The organism is Pseudoalteromonas sp. NZS127_1, assembly GCF_015864295.1.
GTDB classification, from domain to species: Bacteria; Pseudomonadota; Gammaproteobacteria; order Enterobacterales; family Alteromonadaceae; genus Pseudoalteromonas; species Pseudoalteromonas arctica.
Genome location: NZ_JADYXO010000005.1, coordinates 133,997 through 148,257 on the forward strand (window position 1 = coordinate 133,997; position 14,261 = coordinate 148,257).

The window sequence follows — 14,261 nt, forward strand, 5'->3', positions numbered from 1 at the left end:
TTGGTTAACATAAAACCACTGTATTTTAATCAATTTGTATTTTTGGTGTCACGAAAATAAGCAATTCACGCTTTTCATTAAACTCACTTGTGCTTTTAAATAGTCTTCCTACATAAGGAATATCACCTAAAATTGGTACTTTACTTGTAGTATTAATGATTTGCTGCTGGAAAATACCACCGAGTACTACGGTTTGTCCATTCTCAACTAATACTTGTGTTTGGATCTCTTGGGTATCAATAGACACAGCTTCACCTGTACCCGTTTGTACGGTATCACCACGTGTATCTTGAGTAATCACTAAGTCTAGTATTACTTTATTATCCGGGGTTATATGAGGCGTTACTTCTAAACTCAGTACCGCTTTTTTAAAGCTTACGGTAGTAGCACCACTTGAAGCTGACTCAGTGTAAGGAATTTCAGTACCTTGCTCTATTCGCGCTTTTTGCTGGTTTGCTGCAATAATGCGCGGGCTTGCAATAATCTCACCTTTGTTCTCTTTTTCAAGCGCACTTAGCTCTAAATCAATTAACGTACCATTAGCCAGTTTTGCTATGTGTAAGCCAATACTTGCTGCTGGGTTTGATGTAGGTAAATTTACATTTAATCGATCTGAAATACTTGGCGCATTTGAAGTTGATGTCGCGTTATAAATGCCTTCTGCGCCTTCAAGTGAACCTGAAATACCAACACTACTACCTTGGTCACTAAAGCCCCAGCGTACGCCTAAGTCCTCAGTAACGTTATCACGCACAGTTACCATACGAGATTCTATTACAACCTGCTGTACTGGAATATCGAGTGTTTCAATCATGCGGCGGATATTTTCTATACTCTTTACCGTATCTTTTACTAATAAGGTATTTGTACGCTGATCAACCGATACACTACCACGGGCTGTTATAATGCTGTTTCTATCTGTTTTTAATAAATCAGCAAAATTTTCGGCTTTAGCATAGTTTAATCGAATGTATTCACTGTATAGAGGCTCTAAGTCTTCAACTTGCTGTTTAGCTTTTAAATCTTTAGCTTCACGTGCAGCTAGTTCTTCTGCAGGTGCTACCATTAAAATAGAGCCATCCATGCGCTTATCTAGCCCTTTAATACGCAATACTACGTCAAGCGCTTGATCCCACGGTACGCCATCTAAGCGCAGTGTTATATTACCTGTCACTGAATCACTGGTTACTAAGTTAAAATCGTTATAACCCGCAATAATTTGTAGTGCTGCTCGCACAGAGATATCTTGAAAATTTAAGGTCATAGGGCGACCTTGATACTCAACGCCACCATCTAAATAGGCGTTTTGCGTTTCATCTTTTTCTACCGTCAGCGTTAAAATATTATCTATTTGCTGGTACGTAAATGTAAACTGAGCGTTTGGCTCAATAACGACACGACTTAATCCGTCTTCTTTAAAAGTCTCGATATTACTTACAACAGTACCAAAATCTAATACATCTAATTCATAAAGTAGGTCATCTAAAATATCGGTGTGATGAAAGTCAGCGTAAATTTTACCGCCACTTTCATGGACTTCAATTGCAGCTTGAGTGTCTTGTAAAAATACGAGTACTTTCGCTTCGCCCTTTTCACCACGTCTAAAATCAATTGATTGGATACGGTTGATGTAATTTCCACTTACATCACCTGAGTCCATCGCTACATCTTCATTTTCAGATTCTGTAAGAGGATTATCAGACACGCGTATTGATACTAAGTTGTTATGAACTTCAGTTTCATAAATTTTTAATCTATCTAAGTTTACCGTTACCTTTAAACCACTGTTAGTTAAAACATTAGTAACACTGCTAATTCCAGCTTGATTAACTTCAACATCATTTAAACCAACCTCTAACTCTGCGGTATCAAAAAACATTTCGATTCGGGCTGGGCTATTAAACACCTGAACTTTTGGCTCAAGCGTTAACTCTTCATCAAAAACAAGCTGTAACTCAGTTTCGCCTTTAAGTAATGGATTATAACGAACATCATAAAGTAACGGCCCTGCAACGGCTGAATTTACAGTGACTAAAGCAACAGCAGCCAGTAATGTTTGTGAAATACGATGAAGCCAAAGTACATCCTTATGCATGCTATTTTTACCTTTTTTATTATTAATTTGCGCCATCTGTTGCCGCCTCTAACATTTCTAATTTAGTCAAGCGCTCTTTCCAACAGCCAGACCCATCAGGGATTAATTCCACTAACTCTATATAGTCGTTACTTACTGTTTTTACTTTGCCATCATAACTACCAAGGTAATTCCCTACCGTTACACGATGCAAAGTAGCGTCAGCTGCTGTTATTAATGCCCATATTTGTCCACTAGAACCAATTGTGCCTTTCATTGCTAAGTTATCTAGCGGGTATTTTTCTAACGGTTCGCGGCGACGCTCTTGATCTGGGTGCAAACAGTTTTTTACTTGCGTTAATTTATTTTGGATTATCTCAGGCTGAGGCGCTACAAACGGGCTACGTAGCTGACCAGCACTGTACTCAAATATTTCAAACTTTGTCAGCTCAGGAATTGATTCAACCTTTGGTGTTGTGCTTGCTTTTACTTGATCAATAAATTCTTTTTGCTCAGACGTATCATCATTACAACCACTCAAAACAAACACCATTACTACAGGTACTACGCGAAGGAGCTTCATTTTTTAACCCCTTCTTCATAGCGATATGTTTTTGCAACAACACTAAATGTTAACTGTTTATCGCCCGATGATAAAATAGAAAAGTCATGTAAGCTTACAATTCGTGGTAACTGAGCTACTTTACCCACAAACTCACCAAATTCATGGTAGGTCCCTATCACTTCTATTTTAATCGGTAATTCAGTATAAAATTCTTTCTCGACTTCTGGTAACCAACCTATTTTTAAAAAAGTCAGACCACTTGTTGTGCCAACATACGACAAATCATCAAGTAAACCAGGGGTTTCGTTAGAGGTAGGTAAACGTTTTAATAATTGTGAAAACTTATCTTCCATTTCAATCATTTGTTGACGGTAGATCTCAAGCTTACTCGCGACTGCGTATTTAGTGCGATAAGTTGTGCGTAACTCGACCTCTTTCGCAACTGCACTGTGGTAACTATCAATTTCATCAGAAACTAATAGGCTATAACTAAAAAACAATACAAGTCCGGCAACAAACGTACAGCAAATTGCTTTAACTGCAATAGGCCAATCGCCAATGTTATCAAGCTCTATTTCATTCCAATCAATTTCACTCAGTGCTTTAAAATCAAGGCTCATCGCTAACCTCACCAATTTTATCAAATGGTTTTACATAAAATTCCATATTAAAATCACTAAGTAAACGCGAAGATTGATCGCCTGCAACAATGCCTTGCATTGAAGGATTCTCTAGTAAATATGAGCTTTGTACTTGGCGCAGCATTGTTGATAAACGGTTATTAGATTCACTACGTCCCAATACATGTATTTGGCTGCCTCTGCGCTCGAGTTTTGTTAAGTAAACCCCACCCGGCACTATTTTGGCAACTTCATCCATTATTTGCGTACCCAAATTACGGCTGCTTTGTAATTCTTCAATGAGCCTCATACGCTGTTGTAAGTTTTCTTTTCTTTTATCTAAACTTCTAATTTCACTTATTTTTTTATCTAGCATGCTAATTTCTGAGCTTAAATAGTTATTCTTTAAGTTTTGACCGTCTTTTAATGCACTATAAAAAGAGCTTAATAAGTACATACTCGCAAAACAAAGTATAACGACACCAATAAGTATAGTTACAAATTTCTTTTTCGATTCTTCGCGCTGCGATTCACGCCAAGGAAGTAGATTTATATGTGGCATGTTGAAAAGCTCCTTAATGCCAACCCTGTCGCAATTGCAAACTGCGTTTTGTGACGCTGCATTACATTACGATCTACTTTTGGAGAAATTTCCATATTTTCAAAAGGCTCAGCAACGACAGAGTGAATACCTAGTTCTTCAATGAGTAATCGGTCAATACCTTTAATCATCGATGTACCACCCGTTAATACAATATAGTCGATTTGCTCTTTGCCACTGGTTGTTAAAAACATTTGCACCGCGCGTCGCACTTGTTGGAGTAACGAAGTTTGAAAAGGGGCTAATACTTCAAAGGTGTAGTTTGGCGGTAAATCACCTGATGTTTTACCAATTTCAGCTTCATCAAATCCTTTATTATAATAAGCAACAATACTATTTGTATATTGGTCGCCACCAAAAACTTGGTCTCGTGTATAAATTGTTTCCCCAGCTTGAACAACGCTCACGAGCATTAAAACCGCACCAATATCAACCACAGCCACACATTTATTAAATGCGTCGCTAGGTAATTGCTGGTAATACACATCCATTGCACGACTTAATGCATAGCTTTCTACATCAACTATTTTAGCTTCTAAATTTGCAGCTTCTAAAGCGCCAACACGCGCTTCTACACTCTCAGTACGAGCAGCTGAAAGCAAAACATTCATTTTACTAGGATCGGCCTCATTCGTCGAAAGCTTCTCAAAGTCGAGGCTCACTTCATCAAGAGGATATGGAATTAAACTATCGGCTTCAATTTCAATTTGCGACTCAAGTTCAGCATCAGTTAACGATACATCCATGAAGATCACTTTTGTAATGACTGTTTGGCCAGAAACAGCCACTGCTGCAGATTTTAACGACTTTGGTAATTTTTTTCTTAATTTTGTAATTACGTTACCAATCGCTTCAATATCTTGAATTGTGCGCTCACTCATTGCGCCTTTTGGCATCGGCTCAATTGCAAGTGCTTCGAGTCGAAATCCAGTTTCAATTTCACGTAAAAGCACAGCCTTAATAGAGTGTGATCCAATATCAATTCCTACCATCATTTGGGACGGTTTTTGAAATAGTTGACTTAGCATGTTTCAACTTGGCCTTTGTTTTAATAATAAACAAGTTATAATTTTTATATGAAAAAATATTATTCATTTTTTAATCAATATATACTAGCAGTCAAAACTCGCAATTGGGAGTCCATTTAGGGAAATATAAGTGATTTTATTAAAACGAACTTTACAATTTTTTATCATTTGTGTGTTAATTGGTCTGATTACTTTGATCAGTCTTTATTACTACGTTAAACCTGATATCCCCAGTGTGCAAGTTTTAAAAGACGTGCAATTACAAACTCCTATGCAAGTATTCACTAAAGATGGGCTTTTAATCAATCAATTTGGTGAAAAACGTCGTATTCCAGTGACTATTGATGAAATTCCTCAAACACTCATTAATGCATTTTTAGCGACAGAAGATAATCGATTTTACGATCATATAGGCATAGACCCTATTGGTATAGTACGTTCGGCTGTTGTTCTTATATCTACTGGCGAGAAAAAACAAGGTGCAAGTACTATTACTATGCAGCTTGCTCGTAATTTCTTTTTAACACGCGAAAAAGCGTATATCCGTAAAGTTAAAGAAATATTTATAGCGCTTCATATTGAAGGAGTGTTAACAAAAGACGAAATTTTAGAGCTTTACCTTAATAAAATAGAATTAGGTAATCGTGCTTTCGGTATTGGTGCAGCAGCGCAAGTTTATTACGGTAAAGAGCTAAAAGATTTAACACTTGCGCAAATGGCGATGATTGCAGGTTTACCTAAAGCACCTTCAGCTTTAAACCCAATTCGTAACCCAACGCGTGCAAAAGCGCGCCGAAATGTAGTTTTAGGCCGTTTACTGACCGAAGACTATATAACACAAGAGCAATATAACGAAGCAACTAGCCAACCTATTACAGCTTATTTTCACGGTGCAGAAATAAACTTATACGCACCGTATATCTCTGAAATGGTGCGCGCTGAAATGGTTTCGCGCTATGGGGTAGATAAAGCTTACAACTCTGGTTTTAAAATTTTTACCTCAGTAGAGTCAAAGGTTCAAAAAGCAGCGCAAAACGCACTTGTAAATAACTTACACAGTTACGATATGCGTCATGGTTTTAGAGGTCCAACTGATGTTTTATGGAATCCTGAAACACAACCAGCTTTAACTGAGCAACAAATACTCAATAAATTACAGAGCGTAAATGAGTTAGGCACTTTAAAAGTTGCAGCAGTACTCAGTGTTAATAATAAAACAGCTACAGTACTACTTAAAAACGGTGAGCAAACAACTCTCAGTTGGGATAGTTTAAAATGGGCGCGTAAGTATATTACTCGCTACCGCCAAAGCTTTGCTCCAAAAGCAGCTACTGATATTTTAACGCCAGGTATGCAAATATGGGTACGTCAAAACGAAGATAACAGCTACTTATTAAGCCAAATACCAGAAGCATCAAGCGCTATTGTATCCCTCGATCCACAAGACGGTAGAATAAAAGCTATTGTAGGGGGTTACAGCTTTGAGCAAAGTCAATACAACCGAGCGATACAAGCTAAGCGTCAAGTGGGTTCTAATATAAAACCTTTTATATATTCAGCAGCACTTGAAAAAGGTTACACGCTTGCGTCTATATTAAATGATGCACCTATAAACCAATGGGATAAGAGCCAAGGCGTAGCATGGCGCCCTAAAAACAGCCCTGCTGTTTACAACGGTCCTATTCGAATTCGCCGTGCTTTAGCACAGTCTAAAAACGTTATTTCGGTGCGCTTACTACGTGGTGTTGGATTGCAACGTACAGCTGATCACTTACTAAAATTTGGTTTTAAAGACGCTGACATTAATCGTAGTGAATCATTAGCACTTGGTAGTGCTTCTATTACCCCGCTTGAACTTGCAAGAGGCATGAGCACATTTGCCAATGGCGGTCATTTAATTGAACCTTACTTTATCTCAGAAATTCAAGACGCTTACGGCAATATATTGTTTAAAGCAAACCCTGCTCTTGCCTGTGACGAAGAGCCTTTGCCAACACACAATGCTCTCTCGATGCATAATAGTGATGATGAAATGGAGCAAACGAAAAAATGTGCGCCGAGAATTATTTCTAAGCAAAATGCATTTTTAATTGCTGATGCTATGAATAGTGCAATTTGGGGGGGTGGTAGCTGGGCTCATAAAACAGGTTGGAGTGGAACCGGTTGGCGAGCACAAGCGCTAGATCGTCGCGATATTTCAGGTAAAACAGGCACAACTAATGACTCAGTAGATACCTGGTTTAGCGGTTTTAATAGTAATGTGATGACCTCAGTTTGGGTTGGCTTTGATAATCCGGGCAACGCTCTTGGTCGCTCTACATATAACAACAACCTAGATAGCAGCCAAATATCAGGTGCGGAATCTGGCGCTAAAACCGCGCAGCCAGCATGGGTTGAATTTATGAAAGCGGCACTTGAAGGCAAGCCTGAAGCCCCAATTGAGCCGCCTGAGGGACTTGTTTCTATTCGTATTGATTTAGCTACCGGCTTACTTAGCCATAAAAATGATTACACGAGTCGATTTGAATATTTTGAAAAAGGTACTGCACCTACAAAGTATGTGCTATCTCAGCCTAACGATATATTTGAAGAAGACACTAAAACAGAAGAAGAGCTATTTTAATAATATGTATGTAATACAAAAACGGCAGCTTATTTAAGCTGCCGTTTTTGTTTAAACCAAAGGTTTATTTTAAGTTTTGAACAAGCCAATATAAATCAGAGTGCACACCCGCGGCGGTCACTTCTCTACCCGCTCCTGGCCCCTGAATCACTAATGCGTTATCGCTATACCATTTGCTATTAATTACAAAAATATTATCGCCAGGTGTAAGGTTTGCTAATGCATCGCCATTAGGCACATACGCTATTCCCACTTTAGCAATTACTTCACCTTGTGTGATTTCTAACAAGCCCGTATATCTAAGTACTAAATTTTTAGACTTTGCTGTCACTGCATGCTCTTCGATGAACGCGTCTAGCTGTGCTTTTTTATTTAAAAAGTCATCCCAACTTCCCAGCGCAAGTTCATCTGGCATCAATGCCGATAAGCTAATATCGTCAAGTTCAAGCTCAACACCTAGCTCTCGAGCTAAAATAAGTAGCTTACGCTGCATATCTCGCCCAGATAAATCTTCGCGAGGGTCTGGCTCTGTGAATCCCATTTTCTGAGCTTCCAGTAGCAACTCAGAAAATGGCCTTGTTCCATCATATTTACTGCATAACCACGAAAGCGTGCCTGAGAAAACACCTTCTATACGTGTTATTTTATCGCCACTATTTTGCAAATCAGCCAAAGCAAAGTTAATAGGTAAGCCAGCGCCTACACTGGTGTTATATCGCCAATGTAAATTACGTTCTTTAATATTACTACGAAGTGCTTTATACCAAGTAGTCGGTGCTGTTCCAGCGTATTTATTAGCACTAATTAAATGACAGTTTCTATCTACAAAGTCTGGATATAACAAGCTAAATTGTTCACTTGCGGTAATATCAATTACAATTTTATGCTCGTAATCGAGCTCATTTATAGCATTCAGTAAATCTGCAGATTGATAGCTATTTGCCTCATGCTGCCATTGAGTTTTCCATTGCTGTGTATTAATACCACTTGCATTAAACAGCATTTTTTTAGAGCGAATTAGACCGACTAATTTAATACTAAAGTCATCCGATAAACGCTCAAATTGTGCCGATAACTGTTTAATGAAAACGTCGCCAACGTTACCAAGCCCCGCAACTATAATTGCGATTTCTTGGCCTTTATTAATTAGCTTATCGTGTAAGTCACTTTGTATATCACTATCTATAAATTGATCGGTAAGCAATAAAGCATAGCCAGTATCTTGATGGACAAAACGAGGTTTTATGCTGTGGAGTTTTAATAAATCTAATGCTTGTAAGCTTAATGTATTAACGTCTTGCTCAAGCGCTACAATTGCACAACCGTTTAAATTTGACTCGCTAATATTTGCCCTACCCGCAAAGTAATTAATAACTTGATATGTTTGTGCAGCCGGTACTACTAAATACACTTCACCATTATGGTTAAAGTGATGAAGGCTATGCTGAATAAGCTGACTAACACTTGCAACCTCACCTTCACTTAACCCTTCAACCATTAATAGGTCAACATTTTGCAACGTGGTTATAAAGCGCTTTTTCTTCGCTGAACCTTCTTTTACTATATCTGTTGGACTTGCTTGTACGTCAAAACTACTGCGAACAGCTAGCTTAATATCTGTGTTTTTAAGTGGCGATAGTGTTTTTGCATGTAATACAGGGTTACCCAAACGAGCTAATAAATTAGCCTGTCCACGGCAAATTTTGCCGTACTTAATCGCTTTTTGTACCTTGCGAGGATCAGTGCTATACACCCCCTGTGTATCAGTCCAAATACATACTTGCTTAGCATGGCAATAATTTGCAAGTAGTGTTGCACTGTAGTCACTGCCATTTCGGCCAAGCGTTACTGTCTCGCCTTTGATATCTGCGGCAATAAACCCAGTAACAACATTTATTTTATTAGGCAAAATTAACTGCCCACATTGCTGCGCATTTTGCGCATGCATTAATTCGCCATCATTTAAGGTAAAAAGAGTACGTGCATCTTGAGCGCATGCCTCAATATTTAGCTGCTGTAAATAAGTAGCGAGTAAACGTGCTGACCACAGTTCGCCATGTGCAAGCAATGCAGCCTCTTTTAGCTGCTCAGCTTGAGCAAGTTCTGCAATATAGCTAAGTTCGATACTTAGTGTTTTAAGTGCACTTCGTTTTAAATCGGCTTCTAATAGCTGCTCTATTAAATCACTTTGATGGTTATTTAACTGCAGTAAAATATCAGCTACTGCTTGAGTATCTTGTTTTTGATAGCTTTGCCAAAGTAATACTAGCGTATCGGTTGTCTTACCCGCAGCCGATACCACAACACAGTCGCCCGTCTGAGTATGCCCAATAATTATTTTAGCTACGCTTTGATAGCGCTCACTTGAGCTTAAGCTTGAACCACCAAATTTATGTACACAATTGACCATATTTATACCAATTCGCTTAATTAAGTTGTCTATTTTGAGGATAAGAAAACCGTGTCGATAACAAGGCAAAAATTTCGTTGTTTAGTTGTTCTATATGAGAAATTTTTAACGAAGTTAGCGTGCGGTTTAATCCCTCAAATTGATTAGGTATTATTGCGGATTGGTATTACTTACCAAAGCGCCGGACGGGCTGCACTTAATTTAACGTTACCACCAGGAGTGCCTGCTCCTTTGCCTACACGGCCAACATTTTTATTTTGCCCTGGTTTTACAAGTTCAAACACTCGTTCAAAATCAGCGACTAAATCGTGTATATCTTCAATACCTACCGAAATACGAATAAGCGTATCGCCCACACCCGCTTCTAAACGTGCTGTTGCCTCCATACCTGCGTGCGTCATAGTTGCAGGGTGACAAATTAAGCTCTCTACGCCACCTAGTGACTCAGCTAAACTAAACGTTTTAAGGCTAGTTAAAAATGCCGCAGCGTCGTTTATATCGCCTTTAATATCAAAACTCACCATGCCACCAAAACCAAGTTGCTGTGCTTTAGCCAGCTCATGTTGAGGATGTGACTCAAGACCTGGGTAGTAAACTTGGCTTACATATTCAGAGCTTTCAAGATACTTAGCTATTGCCAGTGCATTTTCTTGATGCTGCCTTAGGCGCACATTTAAAGTACGTAAACCACGAAGCGTTAAATAGCTATCAAAAGGCGCACCCGTAATACCAATGTTATTAGCCCACCAAGCAAGCTCATCGCCTAACTCTTGTGTTGCGGCAATAACAGCGCCGCCTACTACATCTGAGTGTCCGTTAATGTATTTAGTGGTTGAATGCACCACAATATCTACACCAAACTTAAGAGGATTTTGTAAAGCAGGCGACAAAAACGTGTTATCTGCAGCCACCAATGCACCGCATTGCTTTGCAACATCGGTCACCGCTTTAATATCTGTTAAACGAAGTACTGGGTTACTTGGGGTTTCTATCCAAATAAGCTTAGGTTTAATTACTAAAATTTGTTGAAGGCTTTCTTCTTTTGTTAAATCTAATATTTCGAGCTTTAGTAGTCCGCGTTTTTGTAAAGATGTAAATAAACGATAGCTGCCACCATAACAATCATGTGGAATTACTAACGTATCGTCACTATTAAGTAGCTGAGTAGCTAAATGCACGGCAGCCATGCCTGTAGCTGTAATTATGCCACGAGCGCCACCTTCAAGCTTAGCAAGCGTCTCAGCTAAAATATCACGATTAGGATTACCGCTACGACCATAATCATACTCACGCTTAGTATCAAAGTCGGCAAACGAATAAGTAGTCGATAAATAAATTGGCGGTACCACCGCACCATGATGTTTATCAGCATCAACGCCGTTACGTACAGCAATGGTCGCTTTGTTTTTTTCGCTCATATTCGTCACCTGATTAATTTGGATGTTTAGACGTCTAAAAGAGTAAGTTATCCGTTTTGATAAGTCAAAGTATTTTAAAGCTCTAGATGGCTAAAAGTAGAAGGGGCTTCTGCGAATAACACATTTTAGCTCACAAAAGTGTGCTTATCTTTACACCTACAATAGGCTTATTAAGATAGATCGGTATCTATTATTTGACTATCTTTTTTAAATCGATAGAATTTCACGCATATTTACACGCTTTTTATACCGTGTGAGAAATTAATAATCTGAGGCAACGATACATCTTATGGCTAAATGGAATGGTGAGTATATTCACCCATACGCAGAACACGGTAAAAAATCAGAGCAAGTTAAAAAGATCACCGTTTCGATCCCGCTAAATGTATTAAAGGTATTAACTGACGAACGTACACGTCGTCAAATCAATAACCTTCGCCATGCTACAAATAGTGAATTGCTATGTGAGGCATTTTTGCATGCTTTTACTGGCCAACCTTTACCAAATGACGATGACTTACGTAAAGATAACGCCGAAAAAGTACCAGAAGAAGTTAAAAAAATAATGCAAGAAATGGGTCTAGAAGTACCCGTTTTAAACGAAGAATAAATATTACAAAGACAAAAAAACCTCAGTAATTACTGAGGTTTTTTTATGTCTAAATTTTATTGCATAGCTCTACTGTATAGATTTACTGCATATAGTTTTCAGGTAGCTCAATTTGTGCAACACCTGACTCAATAGCAGCAAGTGCAACAGCTCTTGCTATACGCGGCAGTAAACGTGGATCCATTGGTTTTGGAATAATATACTGCGCACCAAATTCTAGTTTATCTACTCCAGCGGCTTTTAAAACTTCTGCAGGTACTGGCTCTTTGGCAATACTTCGAATAGCATCTACTGCAGCAATTTTCATTTCATCGTTAATAGCACTTGCACGTACATCAAGTGCACCACGGAAAATAAACGGGAAACATAAAACATTATTAACTTGGTTAGGGTAATCAGAGCGCCCTGTTGCCATGATTAAATCGTTGCGTGCGCCGTGCGCAAGTGCAGGATCAATCTCAGGATCTGGGTTTGAACATGCAAACACAACTGGTTTTGCAGCCATTAGCTTTAAATCTTCAGCCGCTAATAAGTTAGGACCAGAAACACCCACAAACACATCAGCATCTGCAATTACATCTTGCAATGTACGCTTATCGGTATTGTTAGCAAAAAGCTGTTTATATTCATTTAAGTCATCGCGGCGGGTATGAATAACACCTTTGCGGTCAAGCATATAAATGTGTTCACGCAGTGCACCACACTTAATTAACAGCTCCATACACGCAACAGCGGCAGCGCCTGCACCTAAACATACAATAATTGCATCTTCAATTGACTTACCTTGTACTTCTAGCGCATTTAACATACCAGCAGCCGTTACAATGGCAGTACCGTGTTGATCATCATGAAAAACAGGAATGCTACAACGCTCTATTAATGCTTTTTCAATTTCAAAACACTCTGGTGCTTTAATATCTTCAAGGTTAATACCACCGAATGTGTCGGCAATATTGGCAACCGTATTAATAAAGTCTTCTGTTGTTTTGTGCTTAACTTCAATATCGATAGAATCAAGCCCTGCAAAACGTTTAAACAATAGCGCTTTACCTTCCATTACAGGCTTAGACGCTAAAGGACCTAAATTACCAAGGCCTAGAATTGCAGTACCATTAGTAATAACCGCAACCATGTTACCTTTACCCGTATATTTATAAGCATTTGCAGGATCTGCAGCTATTTCACGTACAGGTTCGGCAACACCTGGGCTATACGCAAGTGCAAGATCATGAGCCGTTTCAGCTGGTTTTGTAAGCTCAATGCTAATTTTACCTGGTACGGGATGTGAGTGGTAATGTAGTGCTTGTTCACGAAAGTCAGACATAACGCGATGGTATCCTGCAATTTAAGTTAAAGTGAGAGATGGAGTCTTGGGGTACGATACCCTTATTATTTTTAAATTCCAAGCAATATCAGGTCTATCCTGTTATATGCTATATCCTATAATTTTAAGAGGTTTTTCAGTAACTTTGCAGGATTATATCAACATTTAATAAATAAAAATTCACCTAAAAAGTAAGTTTTAAGGTGCTTTTATGCCTATCAAAATCTTATAAAATGTATACTTAAAGTATCAGCATAAACTTAGAATAACAGCCTACTACCCTACTTTAAAAACAGATAAGCCCACGTTAGATACTTTTATCAACCTAGTTAAAAATTGTACTATTTAAAATATAGAGAATATCTATCGATTTGTCTGTAAAGGATTATGCATACTCAGAATAAGAATAGGAAATAGTTATGCAAAAGGAGGGGATAGTTAAAATCAACGAAATAATACCAATCTGCTTATATATGGGGTCTATTTAACGTTAAGAAAATTACGCTAGAACTAGGCAAAAATTTTTGTATCTAGTTGTTCTAAATAAAAATTTTTTAACGACGTTATAGTGCAATTTAATTCGTTAAATTGCTCAAAGATTTATGTAGGTTAGTTTAAGATAATAAATAACAAATTTTAGGCACAAAAAAAGCACCCTAAGGTGCTTTTTTTAACTAAACAGCAATAATTACTTCTTGCTGGCAAGTGCACCAAAGCGCTTGTTGAAGCGATCAACACGTCCGCCAGTGTCTAAAACTTTTTGCTTACCAGTGTAAAACGGGTGACACGCAGAACATACGTCTAAGTGAATGTCTTTACAAAGAGTTGAGCTAGTTTCGAATTTATTTCCACATGAACATGTTGCAGAAATTACTTCGTACTTAGGGTGAATACCTTCTTTCATAGGAACCTCTAGTTAAGGCCGCATCGCTCTCCAAACCCGGAGTTTGGCACCATACGTCGTTAAAACAAATTTGTTGGTGGCGGA

The 14,261-nt window shown here is 38.4% G+C and carries 11 protein-coding genes; 2 read left to right on the plus strand and 9 right to left on the minus strand.

Features of this window, described 5'->3' with window-relative positions; genetic code table 11:
* Positions 1 to 25: 25 nt before the first annotated feature.
* Genes I6F50_RS06980 through I6F50_RS07000 form a run of 5 tightly spaced genes read right to left on the minus strand, consistent with a single transcriptional unit; the run spans position 26 to position 4,888 of the window.
* On the minus strand, positions 26 to 2,131 hold the full coding sequence (locus I6F50_RS06980) for a type IV pilus secretin PilQ (RefSeq protein ID WP_165728112.1): 2,106 nt from the start codon (positions 2,129 to 2,131) through the stop codon (positions 26 to 28).
* Positions 2,118 to 2,657, minus strand: a complete 540-nt coding sequence (locus I6F50_RS06985; protein WP_007586272.1) for a pilus assembly protein PilP — start codon at positions 2,655 to 2,657, stop codon at positions 2,118 to 2,120. The genes I6F50_RS06980 and I6F50_RS06985 overlap by 14 nt, the downstream gene beginning before the upstream one ends.
* Positions 2,654 to 3,259 (minus strand): type 4a pilus biogenesis protein PilO, encoded by a 606-nt coding sequence (locus tag I6F50_RS06990; RefSeq protein WP_007586270.1) that lies wholly within the window; start codon positions 3,257 to 3,259, stop codon positions 2,654 to 2,656. Before I6F50_RS06990 ends, I6F50_RS06985 begins: the two co-directional genes overlap by 4 nt.
* Positions 3,249 to 3,821 carry a PilN domain-containing protein gene (locus I6F50_RS06995; protein ID WP_007586268.1) on the minus strand — a complete coding sequence of 191 codons (573 nt, stop codon included), beginning with the start codon at positions 3,819 to 3,821 and terminating at the stop codon, positions 3,249 to 3,251. Before I6F50_RS06995 ends, I6F50_RS06990 begins: the two co-directional genes overlap by 11 nt.
* Positions 3,809 to 4,888 carry a pilus assembly protein PilM gene (locus tag I6F50_RS07000; RefSeq protein ID WP_024589891.1) on the minus strand — a complete coding sequence of 360 codons (1,080 nt, stop codon included), beginning with the start codon at positions 4,886 to 4,888 and terminating at the stop codon, positions 3,809 to 3,811. Before I6F50_RS07000 ends, I6F50_RS06995 begins: the two co-directional genes overlap by 13 nt.
* 130 nt (positions 4,889 to 5,018) lie before the next feature.
* Between I6F50_RS07000 and I6F50_RS07005 the strand changes: the two genes are divergently transcribed.
* Positions 5,019 to 7,511 carry a penicillin-binding protein 1A gene (locus tag I6F50_RS07005; protein WP_197119283.1) on the plus strand — a complete coding sequence of 831 codons (2,493 nt, stop codon included), beginning with the start codon at positions 5,019 to 5,021 and terminating at the stop codon, positions 7,509 to 7,511.
* 64 nt (positions 7,512 to 7,575) lie between these two features.
* On the opposite strand, the gene metL is transcribed toward I6F50_RS07005, so the two are convergent.
* Together metL and metB are read right to left on the minus strand one after the other, a co-directional pair.
* Positions 7,576 to 9,921, minus strand: a complete 2,346-nt coding sequence (gene metL / locus I6F50_RS07010; RefSeq protein WP_165728110.1) for a bifunctional aspartate kinase/homoserine dehydrogenase II — start codon at positions 9,919 to 9,921, stop codon at positions 7,576 to 7,578.
* Positions 9,922 to 10,091: 170 nt separating this feature from the next.
* Positions 10,092 to 11,339, minus strand: coding sequence for a cystathionine gamma-synthase (gene metB / locus I6F50_RS07015; protein ID WP_121954134.1), 1,248 nt, complete (start codon positions 11,337 to 11,339; stop codon positions 10,092 to 10,094).
* Positions 11,340 to 11,628: 289 nt separating this feature from the next.
* On the opposite strand from metB, the gene metJ reads away from it, so the two are divergent.
* Entirely contained in the window at positions 11,629 to 11,949 is a 321-nt protein-coding gene (gene metJ / locus I6F50_RS07020; RefSeq protein WP_007586263.1) for a met regulon transcriptional regulator MetJ, read from the plus strand.
* A gap of 82 nt (positions 11,950 to 12,031) precedes the next feature.
* Here metJ and I6F50_RS07025 read toward each other — a convergent pair whose 3' ends face one another.
* Together I6F50_RS07025 and rpmE are read right to left on the minus strand one after the other, a co-directional pair.
* Positions 12,032 to 13,273, minus strand: a complete 1,242-nt coding sequence (locus I6F50_RS07025; RefSeq protein ID WP_007582028.1) for a malic enzyme-like NAD(P)-binding protein — start codon at positions 13,271 to 13,273, stop codon at positions 12,032 to 12,034.
* Between the two features lie 688 nt (positions 13,274 to 13,961).
* Complete coding sequence (gene rpmE, locus I6F50_RS07030) at positions 13,962 to 14,177, minus strand: 50S ribosomal protein L31 (RefSeq protein ID WP_007582029.1); 216 nt, start codon at positions 14,175 to 14,177, stop codon at positions 13,962 to 13,964.
* Positions 14,178 to 14,261: the final 84 nt, after the last annotated feature.